We start from the raw sequence: 15,119 nt of genomic DNA on the forward strand, positions 1-15,119 counted from the left end.
TGGCTTCGGCCGCAGGGATGAACAAGCACTCATCCGGGTTCATTCACTGAGGATCACTCCATCGAGTGATCGACTCCGATGCCGAACCGCTACGATAGAACTTCGATTCCGTGGAGGATGGACATGCCCGCACCCGGCCGCGCGACGATCTACGACGTCGCCGCCGCCGTCGGGGTGAGCATCTCCACCGTCTCGCTCTGCATGAACAACCCGGCCCGGGTCCGCCCGGAGACGCTGAAGCAGGTGCTGGACGCGGCCGAGCGGCTCGGGTTCCAGCCCCGCGCCGAGGCGGTGAGCCGGGCGCGGCGGGCCCACGACCGGGTCGGCGTGCTGGCGCCCTTCACGTCCTATCCGTCGTTCGCGCGCCGCCTCAACGGGGTCCTGCGCGCCTACGCGAAGCTCGGCACCGAGATCGTCGTGCACGACCACGACTCGGTCGCCTCCAGCGCGTCGCCGCTGCTGGCCAGCCTGCCGCTGAGCGAGCGGCTGGACGGGCTGATCATCATGGGGGTGCCGCTCACCGCCGAGATCGCCCAGCGGCTGCGCCGGCAGCGGTTCAACGTGGTGCTCATCGACGTCGCCGACGAGGCCGCCGAGGAGTTCTCCAGCGTGCGCATCGACGAGGCCGGCGGCGGCGCGATGGCCGCGCGGTTCCTGCTCGAGCGGGGCCACCGGCGCTTCGCGTTCATCGGCGAGGAGCAGGCGTCGCAGCAGTACCGCTCACCCTCCGAGCAGCGCTACGAGGGCTTCGCCGACGCGCTGCGCCGGGCCGGGATTCCCGCGGCCGACGTGGTGAAGCGGGTCGTGCCGCACCGGATGGGCCGGGCCGGGGCCGCCGCGCTCGACCTGCTGGACTCCCCCGCCCCGCCGACCGCGTTCTTCGCCCACGACGACGTGCTCGCGGGCGGGGTGCTCAGCGCCGCCCAGCGCTCCGGGCGGGCGGTGCCGGAGGAGGTCGCGGTGGTCGGCTTCGACGATCTCGAACTGGCGGAGCAGCTGGGGCTGACGACGGTACGGCTGCCGTTCGAGGAGTCGGGACGGGTCGCGGCCGAGATCCTCGCCGAGCGCCGGCAGGACCCCGGCCGCAGCGTGCGCCAGGTGCTGCTGCGCCTGTCGATCACCGAGCGCAGCTCCGCGTAGCGGAGATCAGGTGGCCCGGTAATAGCGGCGCACGGCGAGCGGCACCGCCAGCAGCAGGGCGCCCGCGGTCCAGGCCAGGGCGGGCAGCAGCCAGCGCCCGGCGGGCTCGCCCAGCAGCAGGGCCCGGGCCGCGCCGACCACCTGGGAGATCGGCTGGTGCTCGGCGAACCCGCGCAGCCAGCCCGGCATCGAGCCGGTCGGCACCAGGGCGTTGGACGCGAACATCAGCGGGAAGACCCACACGAAGCTCGCCGCCAGGGCCGCCTCGGCCCCGCGGACCATCAGCCCGATCAGGGCGAAGAGCCAGCTCATGGCGTACCCGAACGCACACACCAGCGCGAAGGCGGCGAGCGCGGCCGGGGCGCCGCCGTGCACCCGGAAGCCGATCAGCGCGGCGGTGCCGGTCATCAGCGCGCACACGAACACCGTGCGGCACAGGTCGGCCAGGGTCCGCCCGGCCAGCGCCGCGACCGGCGACATCGGCAGCGAGCGGAACCGCTCCACCGTCCGGGTGCCGAGGTCCGCCGCGATGCCGACCGCGGTCTGGGTGCTGTCCCAGGCCACGGTCTGCACCAGCACGCCGGGCAGGAGATAGTCGACGTACCGGATGCCGGGCGTGTCGACCGCTCCCCCGAAGACCTGCGTGAAGAGCAGGACCAACATCACCGGTTGTACGGTCGACAGCAGCATCAGCTGCGGCTGGCGGATCCAGTGCCGCAGGCTGCGCCCGGTCAGCACCAGGGTGTCGGAGACGGCGCCCGGCAGCGGCGGCGCGAGCGCGCTCATCGGCCCGCCCCCGACCCGGTCAGGGACAGGAACACGTCGTCCAGGGACGGGCGGTGCACCTCGACGCCGACCACGGTCACGTCCGCGTCGTCGAGGCGGCGGACCACCTCGGTCAGGGTCCGCGCCCCGTCCCGCGCGGCCACGCAGACCTCCCGGGCGGCCACGTCGGCCGAGGTGATCGCGAACGCCATCCGCTCCAGCGCGGCCGCCGCGACCGGCACGTCGGCGCCGCACTCCACGTGCACCGACAGCAGGTCGGCCCCGGCCCGGCGCTTGAGGTCGGCGGCGGCGCCCTCGGCCACGATCCGGCCGTGGTCGACGACCGCGACGCGATCGGCCAGCCGGTCGGCCTCGTCGAGGTACTGCGTGGTCAGCAGCACCGTCGTGCCGTCCCGGACCAGCTCCTCGACCAGCGCCCAGAGCTCGGCCCGGCTGCGCGGGTCGAGCCCGGTGGTGGGCTCGTCCAGGAACAGCACCGGGGCCCGGTTGATCAGCCCGGCGGCGAGGTCGATCCGCCGGCAGGTGCCGCCCGAGTACGTGTGGGCCAGCCGGTCGGCCACGCCGGCGAGCCCGAGCCGGTGCAGCAGCTCGTCGGCGCGCGCGGCCGCCTCGGCCCGCGGCAGGCGGTGCAGCCGGCCGATGAGCACCAGGTTCTCCCGGCCGGTCAGCCGCCCGTCGACCGCGGAGTGCTGGCCGGTCACGCCGATGATCGGGCGGACCCGGCGCGGCTGCCGGGCCACGTCGAAGCCGCCGACCTCGGCCCGCCCGGCGTCCGGGCGGCTCAGCGTCGTGAGGATGCGCACGGTGGTCGTCTTCCCGGCGCCGTTCGGGCCGAGCAGGGCGAGCACGGTCCCCGCGTCCACCCGCAGCTCCAGCCCGTCCAGGGCGGCCTTGCCGGCGTACGCCTTGCGCAGGCCCTCGGCCCGGATCGCGGCGGTCATCGCGCTCACCGGGCCGCGACCGGCACGCCGGCCGCGCTGATGCCCGCCGCGACCGCCTGCATCTGGTCGAGGACGGCCTGGGTGAGCGGCCGGCGGAACAGCGCCAGGTTGTGCTTGATGACCAGCGGCGGCCAGTCCCACCAGCGCAGCTCCAGCAGCTGCTCGACCATCGGCTCGGGGAACCGGAAGCGCACCCGGCGGGCGGGGACGCCGACGACCACCTCGTAGGGCGCGACGTCGTGGGTCACCACCGCGCCCGCGCCGACCACCGCACCGGGGCCGATCGTCACCCCGGCCCGGACGGTCGCGGAGGCGCCGATCCAGGCGTCGGCGCCGACCGCGGTCCGCCCGACCCGCGGCCACGCGCCGTCGCAGAAGCCGAACTCGTGGTTGACCGGGAACACGTGGCTGGTCGGCAGCTGCGGCCAGTGCGGGCTGGCGCCGATGGTCACCTTCTCGGCGATGCCGCAGAACGGCCCGACGTCGGTGTTGAACAGCGAGGCGAAGCGGCCGACGATCGAGTACGGCCCGATGGTGCTGCACCAGACGAGCCCGTACTCCATGACGAGCGCGTGGTGCTCGACCGAGGAGTCCTTGAGCTTGAGGTGGTTGAGGCTGACGGTCGCACCGCGGCGCCGGGCCCGCAGGATCGCGAGCACGTTCTCCGGCGAGTAGGCGCGCGGCCAGGCGTTGACCGTCCTGGGCATGGCTGGCGTGACGAACATCGAAGTCCTTCCCTGGTCGTCGACGGCGGGACGCGCATCGACAAGGGTCGAACGTAGGCTCGGCCGGATCTGTTGTCATCGTGCAAGCGATCGAATCGCCGTTCCCCCGCGCGACGGAACGGCTCAGACGATGTCGTTCTGATAGGCGAACGCCGTCAGCTGCACCCGGTCACGCAGCTCCAGCTTGGCCAGGATGCGCGAGACGTGGGTCTTGACGGTCGACTCGGCGAGCACGAGCTCGCCGGCGATCTCGGCGTTGGAGCGCCCGTCGGCGACCAGCCGCAGCACGCCCACCTCGCGCTCGCTGAGCAGCTTGGCGTCGGGCCCGGCCCGGCGGCGCGGGGCCGCCCGCACCTCGCGGTAGCTGTCCAGCAGCCGGCGGGCGACCGCCGGGGACAGCCACGCCTGGCCGGCGGCGACCGCGCGCACGGCGGCGAGCAGGCTGGAGGAGTGCTCGTCCTTGAGCAGGTACCCGGAGACGCCGGCCCGGATCGACTGGTCGAGCTCGTCGGGGTCGACGGCGTCGGCGAGCACGATCACGCCGGGCGCGCGGCCGCGGGCGTTGCGCCGCAGGACCTCGCGGTGCATCACCGACCCGTCGAGCGCCCCGGGCCAGACGTCGACCAGCAGCACGTCGACGGGCTCGCGGCGCAGGATCGCGGCGGCCGCGCGGCGGGTGCCGACGACGTCGACCAGCTCGATGTCCGGCTCGGCCCGGATCACTGCCCGCAGGCCGTCGCCGAACAGCGACGAGGCGGACAGCAGCAGGATTCGTATCAGCGGCGGCGCTGCGCGCTCGCCCTCGAACCCGTCGAAGCCCTCGCCGTCGCCGTCGTCGCCGTCGACCCACCTCCAGTCGTGCGCGTCGATGGTTTCACTGCGATTCACCCACAGCAGTCTCGTCCGTCACGGTGAGTCGTCAAGTCGGGGCAGGCGGTCTGAGCACGGCTTTTGCGAATTATGCACAACCGAGATGCAATTTGCAGGTCAGGTTGGCACGCCGTCAGCCCGGGTTTCGGTCCCGGTGCCGCGCGACGGCCGCGCGCAGCTCAGGCGACGTGACCACCGACGCGGCCTGGGCCCACGACTCGGCCTCGACCACGGTGCCGAGGTCCGCCTCGGTCGCGAGCCCGACCGTCCGCTTGATGGCACCCAGCAGCGCGCGCGGCAGGTGCGCGTGACGCTCCGCGAGTTCCATGGCGGCGGCCAGCGGGTCGGTCTCGATGCGCAGGACGATGCCGAGTTCCAGGGCCTCGTCCGCGGTGAGCGTGCCGCCGTCGAGGATCAGCGCGAGCGCCCGCTGCCGGCCGAGGGCGCGGACCAGGAACGACGTGCACCCGCCGCCGGGGTGCAGGCCGAGCCTCGTGAACGTGACCCCGAACGTGGCGGCGGGCGCGGCGAGGCGCAGGTCGCAGCAGAAGGCCAGGTTCAGCCCGGCCCCGATGGCCGGCCCGTTGACGGCGGCGATGGTGAGGATCGGCAGCCGCCCGATGCGCAGGAAGCTCTCGTAGACCTCGAGGAGCCGGTCCCGCACCTCGGTCACGGGCCGGTCGACCTGGCCGAAGGTGGCCGGCAGGTCGGCCCCGGCGCAGAAGGCGGGTCCGCTGCCGGTCACCACGAGCACCCGGGCGTCGGCATCCTCGGCGACGGCGCGCACCGCGTCGGTGAGGCCGGCGACCACGCCGGGGCTGAGGGCGTTGCGCTTGCCGGGCTCGTCGAGGGTCAGCACCCGCACCCCGCCGGCCGGGCCACCCGGGCCGGGCTCCAGCCGCACACTCGTCATGACCCCATCCTCTCCTGCGCGGCCAGCACGGGCCACGGATCCGGGCCGACCGCCGCGGCGAGACGGGCGGCCCAGTACTCCTCCCCGCCGAACTCGTCGCGCCAGGACCACAGCCGGGTGGTGTACCGGTGCAGCGGATGCTCCCGGGTCACCCCGATGGCCCCGTGGACCTGGTGGGCGATCCGCGCGCCGGCGGTGGCCGCGATCCCGGCCTGGACCTTGGCCGCGGCGACCGGGATCAGGGCGTCGCCGGACCCGGCCAGCGCGGCCGTCGCCGCCTCGACCCCGGCGGCGGTGGCCTCGACCTCCCCGGCGAGCAGCGCGACCTGCTGGCGCACGGCGTCCAGCTTGCCGATCGGGCGGCCGAACTGGACCCTTTCCCGGGCGTAGCGCAGGGTCAGGTCGAGCACGGTGCGCAGCGCGGCGGCGATCTGCACGCTGCGCAGGAGCGCCCCCCGCAGTTCCAGCTCGTCCGGCACCGGGGCGGCGGCGACATCCACCTCGTCGCGGGGCTCGCCGGCGAGGTTGGTGCGGGGTGTCACCCGGTAGGCGCCGGCGGGGAGCAGCGTGCCGTCGGCCAGGATCAGGTGGGTGGCGGCGCGGGCCCACGGGACGGCGGCCGGGTCGAGGACGGCGGCGACCGGGCCGTCGGGCAGGCGCACGCCGGCGCGCTCGGCGAGCCGGCCGGCCAGCACCGCCTGTTCGGGGACGTGGGTCGGGACCGCGTGCGCGGCCAGGACGGCGGCGATCGTCAGGGCGTCGCGCAGGTCGCCCTCCCCGGCGAAGCCGACGTGGGTCAGCCCGGCGCTCGTCAGCGCGGCCAGGACGCGGTCGGGGTCGTGCTCGTGGTCGGTGCAGATGCGCCGCACGAGGTCGGCCAGGTCGTCGGTCACCGGGTGCTCCTCACATGCCCAGGGCGCGGGCGACCAGCCCGCGCAGTACCTCGCTGGTGCCGCCGCGCAGCGTGAAGCCGGGCGCGTGCAGCTGGGCCTCGGCCAGCAGCCGGTCGTACTCCGCCGCCGCGTCCGGGCCGGGCCGGCCGGGCCGCCACCGCCGGGCCTCGTCGACGACGTCCTGCTCCAGGCGGGTGCCCATGTCCTTGACGAGGGCGGTGGTGACCGGGGACGGGGTCGCGCCGGCGTCGACGGACCGGGCCACGCCGGTCGAGAGCTGCCGCAGGACCAGCAGCCGGGAGTACAGCCGGCCCAGCGGCGCCCGCAGGTCGGGCCGGTCGGCGGCGTGCCGGGCCATCGCGGCCAGCAGCCCGAAGACCGACAGGTACCGCTCGGGGCCGCTGCGCTCATACGCCAGTTCGGCCATCACCTGCTGCCAGCCTTCGCCGGGGGTACCGACGACGCTCGTCTCCGGCACGAAGACGTCCTCGAGCACAACCTCGTTGAAGTGGTGCCCGCCGTCCAGGGACAGGATCGGGTGGACGGTGACGCCGGGGGCGCGCAGGTCGACGATCAGCTGGCTCAGGCCCGCGTGGCGGTGCCCGGGGTCGCGGTCGGCCGTGCGCACCAGCGCGAGCAGCAGGTCGGCGCCGTGGGCGTTGCTGGTCCACACCTTGGTGCCGCTGACCCGCCAGCCGCCGCCGGCCGGGACCGCCCGGGTGCGCACCGAGGCGAGGTCGGAGCCGGTGTCGGGCTCGCTCATGCCGATCGCGAAGTACAGCTCGCCGCGGGCCATCGGCGGCAGCAGCCGGGCGCGCTGTTCCGGCGAGCCGTGCCGCAGCAGCGACGGGCCGACCTGCCGATCGGCGAACCAGTGCGCGGCGACCGGGGCGCCGGCGGCGAGGAGCTCCTCGACGACCGCCTGCCGGTCGAGGTTGGACGCCTCCCGGCCGCCGTACTCCCGGGGCCACGTCATGCCGATCCAGCCGCGGGCGCCGAGCTCGCGGGACATCGCCGGGTCGAAGCCGCTCAGCCAGCTGTCGCCGTGCGGCTCGAACCGTCCGGCGGCCCGCGCCTCGGCCAGGAACGCGCGGACCCGCATCCGCTCGTCGTCCATCGCCTACCGCGCCGGCAGCCGGGTCGCGCCGTCGAGGCGGACGACCTCGCCGTTGAGGTTGACGACCACCCAACGCTCGCCGTCCGGGCCGGGCGGGTTGCCGGCCATCGCGGCGACGCAGTGGCGCAGCACGTCGTAGAGGCCGACCAGGTTGACCGCGACCACCGACCGGAAGGCGTCCAGCGCACGCGGCTCGCCGGCCCGGTCGAGCACCGGGGTCGGGGTGGCCACGCCCGCGCAGCTGACGAGCGCGTCGAGCCCGCCGAGGGCGCGGCGGGCCGCGGCCACGGCGGCGGCGACCGAGGGCTCGTCGGTGACGTCGCAGCCGATCAGCGTGCCGCCCTCCGGCAGTGAGCCGGCGGCGGCCGCGGCGGGCAGGTCGAGCGCGGCGACGCGGGCCCCCTCGGCGAGGAGCCGGCGGGCCACGGCGTTGCCGATGCCGGAGGCGCCACCCGTGACGACCACCCGGGCCTGTGTTACGTCCACGTGTCCCGTCCTTTACATCGTCATCAAATGACTCTTGCTACTCAGGCATATTAGTCGCATGATTAGCCCACTTGGCTAGCCCTGGACCTTCACCCGGAGGTGACGGTGCACGCTCTGACCGAAGAGGCCCTCAAACGCCGGCTCGCGGCGCGCGGGGTACGGGTGCCGCGGTTCGCGGTGCTGACCGCCGCCGATGCCGCACTCCCCGAGTTCGCCCAGCGCCCGACGATGGTCAAGGCCCTGGTCCCGCTGACCGACCGCGCCCGTCGCGGCCTGGTCGTGCGGGCCGCCGACGAGCCCGCCGCCCGCGCCGCCGCGGCGCGGCTGCTCGGCTCCATAGTGGACGGGCATCGGGTCGAGCGGGTGCTGGTCGAGCAGGCGGCGGCCGAGGGCAGCGAGCACTACCTGGCGGCCGGCTTCGACTACGAGCGGGGCGAGCCGGTGCTGCTCTTCGGCGCGGGCGGCTCGGGCATCGAGGGCCGGGCGGAACGGCCGCGGCGCATCCCGTTCGCGATCGACGGGCAGCCCGGCTTCGCCGAGTTGCCGGAGCCGCTGCGACCGGTCGCGATCGCGCTGGCCGACGAGTTCCGCGCGGTGCGGGCCAAGCTCGTCGAGCTCAATCCGGTTCGCGTGGGCGTCGACGGTACCGCCACCGTGCTGGACGCCAAGGCCGCGCTGGACCCGTCGGTGCCGCCGCCGGACGACGCCATCGCCGCCGGCACCGCGGACCCGCACGACGAGCGCCTGCAGGAGCTCGCGCGGTCCCTGCCCGGCGGCACCGAGGTGCGCTTCGGCCGGCTCGACGGCACGGTCGGGCTGATCAGCGCGGGCGGCGGGGTGCTCGCCATCGTGCACGACGCGCTGCGCCGCGAAGGGTTGCGCCCGGCCAACTTCTCCGACGTCTCGGGCGGCAGCAGCACCACCGAGCTGCTCGCCGCCGTGGCCCGCGAGGTGCTCGCGCTGCGGCCGGAGGCGATCCTCATCGTCACCGGCATCACGTCGAGCATCTCGGTGACCCGGTTCGCCGACGCCATGGTCGAGGCCCTGAAACCCGTCGTGGACCTGCCCGACGCGCAGCAGCCGACGATCGTGGCGCGGATGGCCGGGCCGGACGAGGAGCTCGCGGCGCGGACCATGGCGGCGCTGCCGTACTGCACCAGCGTCGGCCGCGACACCGCCGTCGACGAGGCGGTGGCCGTCCTGGCCGCGCGGACGAGGGCGAGGCGGGCGGCATGACGATCCTGCTGGACCGCGGCACCCGGGTCTGCGTCGTCGGCGTCACCGGCGGGCGGGCGCGGGCCGACACCGAGCTGAACCTGGCCTACGGCACCACGATCGTGTGCGGGGTCGCGCCGGGCCGTGGCGGGCAGACCATCGCCGGCGTGCCCGTCTACGACACCTGCGCCGCGGCCGCCGCCGAGCACGCGATCGACGCGGTCATCGCCTACCTGCCGCCGCGGGCGTACCGGGCGGCGATGGCGGACGTGCTGGCGGTACGGCCGGCGTGGGTGCACGTGGTCACCGAGGGCATCCCGCTGCACGACAACGTCGCCGTGCTCACCGCGGCCCGGCGGGCCGGCGTCCGGCTGATCGGGCCGAACACCAGCGGCATCATCAGCCCGGGGCGGGCCAAGGTCGGCTTCATGGCCCACGCCAGCTGGCTGATGAGCCCCGGGCGGCTGGTGGTGCTGTCCCGCTCGGGCGGCTTCACCCACGACCTCGCGTACCTGCTGAGCCGGTCCGGGTTCGGGATCAGCACCGCGGTCGGCATCGGCGGCGACGCCGTTGCCGGATCCTCGTTCGCCGACCTCGTCGCCCTCGCCGAGGACGACCCGGAGACCGACGCCGTGGTGCTCTACGGCGAGGCCGGACCGGCCATCGAGCGCGAGGTCGCCGACGGTGTCCGCAGTGGACGGTTCGGCAAGCCGGTGGTCGCGCTCGTGGCCGGGGACTTCCTCGAGGACCACGCGCACGGCGCGGTGTTCGGCCACGCGGGCGCGTTCCTGGCGGGTCCCGAGACCACGGCCACGGCCAAGCGCGCGGCGCTGCGCGGCGCCGGCGTGCACGTGGCCACGGCCATCGACGACATTCCGAAGCTGCTCGCCGCGGCGGGTGTGGCCCCCACGGCCGCCGGGAGCAGGCAATGACGACTGGAGGTGACGCAACGCCGATGAGCACCACGACCGTGTCGCAGAACAGCAAGGCCCCGGCGGGCCCGGACGGCCGCCCGGTCCACATCTCGTTCCGGGACGTCGGCATCGTCTTCCCCACCGGGACCCGCGCGCTGGGCGGGGTGACGCTGGACGTCTACGAGGGCGAGTTCCTGGCCGTCGTGGGACCCAGCGGGTGCGGGAAGTCCACGCTGCTGAACCTGGCCGCCGGGCTCATGGCGCCGACGGTGGGGCAGGTGGAGTACCTCGGCGCACCGGTGCGCGGGCCGAACCGCCGGGTCGGGTACGTCACGCAGAAGGACCAGCTGCTGCCCTGGCGCACGGTCGAGAAGAACGTGATGCTGCCGCTGGAGTTCCGCGGGATGGCCCGGTCCGAGGCGAAGCAGCGCGCGGCCGCCGTCATCGAGCAGGTCGGCCTGCAGGGCTTCGAGAAGTCCTACCCCGGCCAGCTCTCCGGCGGCATGCTCAAGCGGGCGTCGCTGGCCCGGACGATGGCCTACTCCCCGCAGACGTACCTCATGGACGAGCCCTTCGCGAGCCTCGACGCGCAGCTGCGGATGGTGATGCAGGACGAGATCCTGCGCATCTGGCGCGAGACCGGCAGCACGTTCGTCTTCGTCACCCACGACCTGGCCGAGGCGATCACCCTGGCCGACCGGATCGTGGTCATCACCTCCCGGCCGGGCGTGGTCAAGATGGTCACCGACGTCCACCTCGGCCGGCCCCGCAGCGCGATCACGGCGCACGAGTCGCCGGAGTTCTCCGGCCTGCTCTCCCGGCTGTGGCAGGCCCTCGATCACCCGGCCGACGAGGTGACGTCATGAGCGTGGCCACCGTTTCCGACCCAGCGGCGCAGCTCGACGCCGAGATCGCCGAGGTCGAGCGGCGGGTCAGACAGCGCAACCGGCGGACCAACCGGCTGATCTGGCTGACCCAGCTCGCGATCGTGGTGGTCGGGCTGGCACTGTGGGAGATGCTGTCCAGGACGTTCGGCTGGGACTTCTGGGTCTCCAGCCCGTCCGGGGTCTGGGAGCAGCTCGTCGCGTGGGCGCAGACCGAGGAGCTGTGGACCGGGCTGCGGGCCACCCTGACCGTGACCATCCTCGGCTTCGTGCCCGGCGCCCTGGCCGGCGCGCTGATCGGCTTCCTGTTCGGCTGGTTCCGCACCCTCGGGCGGATCTTCGAGCCGTTCGTGCTGGCCTTCTACACCCTGCCCAAGATCGCCCTGGCCCCGCTGTTCATCCTGTGGTTCGGCATCGACGTGCTGCCCAAGGTGGTCCTCGCCGCGGTGCTGGTGTTCTTCCTGGTCTTCTTCACCACCTTCCAGGGCGCCAAGACGGTCGACCGCTCGATGCTCGAGATGGGCTACCTGATGGGCGGCGGCAAGCTCGCCGTCTTCCGCAAGATCGTCGTGCCGACCTCGTGGGTCTGGGTCTTCTCCGGGTTCAAGATCTCGCTGCCGTACGCGCTGATCGGCGCCGTCGTCGGCGAGTTCATGGCGGCCACGGAGGGCATCGGCTTCATGATCAAGAATGCGACCAACGAGTTCAACACGGCCGGGGTCTTCGCCGGCCTGGTGGTGCTCATGATCGTCGCGATCGTCCTGACCCAGGCCCTGCGCCTGGTCGAACACAAGCTCCTGCACTGGAACGACGGGAGCTGACATTTCCGCCGCCGGCCGGATCGGCCGCGGCACGGGGGCCAAACACCAATCGCTCGTCATTCGCTGGACGGCCAAGGGGCCGCCCGGGAGGTTCGTGATGTCGCACACCCCTGGACAGCGCACATTAGCCCGGATCCTCACCAGCACCGCGGCCGCCGCCCTGGCCCTGGTGCTCACCGCCTGCGGCGGCACCGACGACCAGCCGGCCGCGGCCGGGTCGGGCGACGCCCTGAGCAAGCTCGACCTGACCTTCACCGTCTCCTCGACCAGCCTCGCCCACCAGCTCATCTACGCCGCCCGCGACGGCGGGTACCTCGAGAAGTACAACATCAACGCCAAGTTCGTGACCGCGGACTCCTCGTCGGTGGCGATGGCGGCGCTCGCCTCGGGCTCGGCCCAGGTCGCGTTCGTCGGGCGGGTCGACCCGCTGCTCACCACCGCCCAGGGCAAGAAGATGGTGTACATCTACAAGCACTCGACCGGCTTCCTGACCAACGTCACCGTGTCGAAGGCGTTCGCCGACAAGCACCCCGGCTACGAGTCGATGTCCCTCGACGACCGGCTCAAGGCGCTCAACGGCGCGACGATCGCCCAGGCCTCGGCCAACGGCGTGCTCACCCGGGTCCTCGACTCGGCCATGAAGGGCGTCGGCGCGGCCACCAAGAACACCTACATCGCCACCAACACGATGACCACGGCCCTGGCCCGCGGCTCGGTCGACGGCTACATGGCCCCGTCGCCGTTCCAGGAGACCTCGGTCCAGGCCAAGCAGGGCGTCACCTGGATCAAGGGCACCGACCTGCCGGACTCCGGCGGCGAGAGCATCGTGCAGGGCGCGACCGCGGTCAGCGAGGACTACCTCAAGTCCAACCGGGCCAACGTCGTGCGCGTGATCGCCGCGCTGCAGGCGACCGCCGAGGGCATGAAGGCCGACCCGGACAAGGCCAAGAAGATCGCCCAGGAGCGGCTCAAGACCACCGACCCGGCCATCTTCGACGTCATGTGGCCGGCCGCCTACACCTGCATCATCGGGCCCCTGCAGCACCCGATCTCGGCCGACGACATCACCTTCATGATCAAGCACGACGCGGCCGACACCGCCGCCGCCCAGAGCTTGGACCCGGCCGCCCAGATCGCCCCGCCCGACGTCGTGACCGACGCCAAAGCGCTCGCCCAACGCATCGGCCACTGACAGGAGCCGCCGCTCTTTTGAGGGGGTGTGGGTGGAGCTTGCTCCCCCACCGCTCTTCAGGACATCGAGCGGTAGACCCCGCTGCCAAGGCGCCCATACAGCGCAAGACCTTCCGCCACGAGAGAACCAAAGGTGATCACGCCGTGAACCTCGACGACGCACCCGAACAAGCGGCGCTGCGCGCGGAGGTCCGGGCCTGGCTGGCGGCGAACGCGGAACCTCGCGTCCGCACCAGCCTGGACCGGGCCGAGTCCCCGGCGGACATCGTGCGGGGCCGGGACTGGCAGCGCACGAAGTACGAGGCCGGCTGGGCGGGCCTGACCTGGCCGGAGCGCTTCGGCGGGGCCGGCCGGCCGCTCATCGACCAGATCGTCTGGGATCAGGAGGCGGCCGAGTTCGACGTGCCCGAGGAGACCTTCATCGTCTCCACGATGCTGGCCGGGCCGACCCTCGTCGACGCCGGCGACGAGGGTCAGCAGGCCCGGCACCTGCCGCCGATGCTCGACGGCCGGGCGGTGTGGTGCCAGCTGTTCAGCGAGCCGTCGGCCGGCTCCGACCTGGCCGGGGTCAGCACCCGGGCGGTCAAGGTCGGCGGCGGCTGGCGGGTCAGCGGGCAGAAGGTGTGGAACTCCGGCGCCCACTACGCCGACTGGGGCCTGCTGCTGGCCCGCACCGACCCGGCCGCGGCCAAGCACGCGGGCCTGAGCTACTTCCTGCTCGACATGCGCGCGCCCGGCGTCACCACCCGGCCGATCCGCCAGATCACCGGGGCCCGGCACTTCAACGAGGTGTTCCTCGACGACGTGTTCGTCCCCGACGAGGAGCTCGTCGGGGCGCCCGGCGACGGCTGGCGGATCGCCCGGATCACCCTGGCCCACGAGCGGGAGGGCCTCGCCGTGCGGCGCCGGGTCGACCTGGCCGCGTTCCTGGAGCTGGCCCGGGCGGCCACAGTGGACGGTGCGCCGGCCGCCGGCCGGGCCGACGTCCGCCAGGAGGTCGCCGAGATCTGGCTGCGGGCCCAGGCGCTGCAGCTGCTCAATTACCGGGTGCTCACCTCCATCGCCCGCGGGACGTCGCCGGGGGCGGCGGGCTCGGTCGGCAAGCTGCTCGGCGCGGCCCTGATCAACCGGGTGGGCCGGCTCTCGGTGGCCCTGCAGGGACCCGAGGGGCTGCTCGACGGGGCCGACGCCCACGACGGCGGCCGCTCGCAGTACGCGTTCCTGGACGCGGTCGCCCGCCGGATCGCCGGCGGCAGCGACGAAATCCAGCGGGACATCATCAGCGAGCGGGTGCTCGGTCTGCCACGGAGGTCGCAGTGAAGGATCAGGTGGTACTCGTCACGGGCGCGGGGCGCGGCATCGGCCGCGGCATCGCCCTCGAACTGGCCGCGGCCGGGGCCCGGGTCGTGGTCAACGACCTCGGCGGCGACCCGGGCGGCGGGGGCGCCGACGCCGGACCGGCCCAGTCCACCGTGGACGAGATCGTGGCCGGCGGCGGCACGGCGGTGGCCAACGGCGGCGACATCGGCGACCACGGCGCCGCCCGCGACCTCGTCGAGCTGGCCGTGGCCACCTACGGGCGGCTCGACGCGGTGGTGAACAGCGCCGGCATCCTGCGCGACCGGATCTTCCACCGGATGAGCGAGGCCGACTGGGACAGCGTGATCCGGGTCCACCTCAAGGGCTCGTTCAACGTCAGCCGGGCCGCCGCCGAGCACTTCCGGGCCCAGGGCAGCGGCGTGTTCGTGCACATGACGTCCACGGCCGGGCTGATCGGCAACTTCGGCCAGGCCAACTACTCGGCGGCCAAGCTGGGGATCGTCGGGCTGTCGCGCTCCATCGCGCTGGACATGGCCCGCTACGGCGTCCGCTCCAACGCCATCGCCCCGTTCGCCTGGAGCCGGCTCATCGGTACCCTCCCCGAGGAGACGCCGGCGGAGCAGGCCCGGGTGGCCAAGTTCCGCGAGATGCGGGCCGAGCTCGTTGCGCCGCTGGTGCGGTTCCTGCTCGGCCCGGACGCGGCCGAGGTGACCGGGCAGATCTTCGTGGTCCGGCGCAACGAGATCTTCCTGATGAGCCAGCCGCGCCCGATCCGCTCCATCCACCACAGCGAGGGCTGGGACCAGGAGCGGCTCCGCCAGCACCTGGTGCCGTCGTTCCGGACCAGCTTCGCGCCGCTGGAGCGCTCCGGCGACGTGTTCTCGTGGGACCCGATCTGAGGCG

16 protein-coding genes are annotated in these 15,119 nt (G+C 73.8%); 8 read left to right on the plus strand and 8 right to left on the minus strand.

What is annotated here, in order from left to right; all coding sequences use genetic code 11:
* Positions 1 to 123: 123 nt before the first annotated feature.
* Positions 124 to 1,140: a LacI family DNA-binding transcriptional regulator gene (locus ACQP00_RS38130; RefSeq protein ID WP_433205619.1), complete on the plus strand. Its 1,017-nt coding sequence runs from the start codon at positions 124 to 126 to the stop codon at positions 1,138 to 1,140.
* Between the two features lie 6 nt (positions 1,141 to 1,146).
* On the opposite strand, the gene ACQP00_RS38135 is transcribed toward ACQP00_RS38130, so the two are convergent.
* The 8 genes from ACQP00_RS38135 to ACQP00_RS38170 form a co-directional block, all read right to left on the minus strand.
* The gene (locus ACQP00_RS38135) at positions 1,147 to 1,926 is read right to left on the minus strand and encodes an ABC transporter permease (RefSeq protein ID WP_433205622.1); all 780 of its coding nucleotides are present in this window, start codon (positions 1,924 to 1,926) and stop codon (positions 1,147 to 1,149) included.
* Complete coding sequence (locus ACQP00_RS38140; RefSeq protein WP_433205625.1) at positions 1,923 to 2,867, minus strand: ATP-binding cassette domain-containing protein; 945 nt, start codon at positions 2,865 to 2,867, stop codon at positions 1,923 to 1,925. Before ACQP00_RS38140 ends, ACQP00_RS38135 begins: the two co-directional genes overlap by 4 nt.
* A 5-nt stretch (positions 2,868 to 2,872) precedes the next feature.
* Positions 2,873 to 3,592, minus strand: a complete 720-nt coding sequence (locus ACQP00_RS38145) for a DapH/DapD/GlmU-related protein (RefSeq protein ID WP_433205628.1) — start codon at positions 3,590 to 3,592, stop codon at positions 2,873 to 2,875.
* A gap of 123 nt (positions 3,593 to 3,715) precedes the next feature.
* Entirely contained in the window at positions 3,716 to 4,480 is a 765-nt protein-coding gene (locus ACQP00_RS38150) for a LuxR C-terminal-related transcriptional regulator (RefSeq protein WP_433205631.1), read from the minus strand.
* A gap of 115 nt (positions 4,481 to 4,595) precedes the next feature.
* On the minus strand, positions 4,596 to 5,375 hold the full coding sequence (locus ACQP00_RS38155; protein ID WP_433205634.1) for an enoyl-CoA hydratase-related protein: 780 nt from the start codon (positions 5,373 to 5,375) through the stop codon (positions 4,596 to 4,598).
* A complete protein-coding gene (locus ACQP00_RS38160; RefSeq protein WP_433205637.1) occupies positions 5,372 to 6,268 on the minus strand; it encodes an acyl-CoA dehydrogenase family protein in 897 nt (298 codons plus the stop codon). The genes ACQP00_RS38155 and ACQP00_RS38160 overlap by 4 nt, the downstream gene beginning before the upstream one ends.
* A 10-nt stretch (positions 6,269 to 6,278) precedes the next feature.
* On the minus strand, positions 6,279 to 7,385 hold the full coding sequence (locus tag ACQP00_RS38165) for an acyl-CoA dehydrogenase family protein (RefSeq protein WP_433205640.1): 1,107 nt from the start codon (positions 7,383 to 7,385) through the stop codon (positions 6,279 to 6,281).
* 3 nt (positions 7,386 to 7,388) lie between these two features.
* On the minus strand, positions 7,389 to 7,871 hold the full coding sequence (locus ACQP00_RS38170; protein ID WP_433205643.1) for an SDR family NAD(P)-dependent oxidoreductase: 483 nt from the start codon (positions 7,869 to 7,871) through the stop codon (positions 7,389 to 7,391).
* Positions 7,872 to 7,976: 105 nt separating this feature from the next.
* Between ACQP00_RS38170 and ACQP00_RS38175 the strand changes: the two genes are divergently transcribed.
* From ACQP00_RS38175 to ACQP00_RS38205, 7 genes are all read left to right on the plus strand, one after another.
* Positions 7,977 to 9,107, plus strand: coding sequence for an ATP-grasp domain-containing protein (locus ACQP00_RS38175; protein ID WP_433205646.1), 1,131 nt, complete (start codon positions 7,977 to 7,979; stop codon positions 9,105 to 9,107).
* On the plus strand, positions 9,104 to 10,018 hold the full coding sequence (locus ACQP00_RS38180; RefSeq protein ID WP_433205649.1) for a succinate--CoA ligase subunit alpha: 915 nt from the start codon (positions 9,104 to 9,106) through the stop codon (positions 10,016 to 10,018). The genes ACQP00_RS38175 and ACQP00_RS38180 overlap by 4 nt, the downstream gene beginning before the upstream one ends.
* A 23-nt stretch (positions 10,019 to 10,041) precedes the next feature.
* Positions 10,042 to 10,866 (plus strand): ABC transporter ATP-binding protein, encoded by an 825-nt coding sequence (locus ACQP00_RS38185; RefSeq protein WP_433205652.1) that lies wholly within the window; start codon positions 10,042 to 10,044, stop codon positions 10,864 to 10,866.
* Positions 10,863 to 11,705: an ABC transporter permease gene (locus ACQP00_RS38190; protein ID WP_433205655.1), complete on the plus strand. Its 843-nt coding sequence runs from the start codon at positions 10,863 to 10,865 to the stop codon at positions 11,703 to 11,705. The genes ACQP00_RS38185 and ACQP00_RS38190 overlap by 4 nt, the downstream gene beginning before the upstream one ends.
* A gap of 97 nt (positions 11,706 to 11,802) precedes the next feature.
* Entirely contained in the window at positions 11,803 to 12,897 is a 1,095-nt protein-coding gene (locus ACQP00_RS38195; protein WP_433205658.1) for an ABC transporter substrate-binding protein, read from the plus strand.
* Positions 12,898 to 13,040: 143 nt separating this feature from the next.
* Positions 13,041 to 14,216, plus strand: a complete 1,176-nt coding sequence (locus ACQP00_RS38200; protein WP_433205661.1) for an acyl-CoA dehydrogenase family protein — start codon at positions 13,041 to 13,043, stop codon at positions 14,214 to 14,216.
* Positions 14,213 to 15,115 carry an SDR family NAD(P)-dependent oxidoreductase gene (locus ACQP00_RS38205; RefSeq protein ID WP_433205664.1) on the plus strand — a complete coding sequence of 301 codons (903 nt, stop codon included), beginning with the start codon at positions 14,213 to 14,215 and terminating at the stop codon, positions 15,113 to 15,115. The genes ACQP00_RS38200 and ACQP00_RS38205 overlap by 4 nt, the downstream gene beginning before the upstream one ends.
* Positions 15,116 to 15,119: the final 4 nt, after the last annotated feature.

It is taken from the genome of Dactylosporangium sp. CS-047395, from assembly GCF_050942185.1.
Lineage (GTDB): Bacteria > Actinomycetota > Actinomycetes > Mycobacteriales > Micromonosporaceae > Dactylosporangium.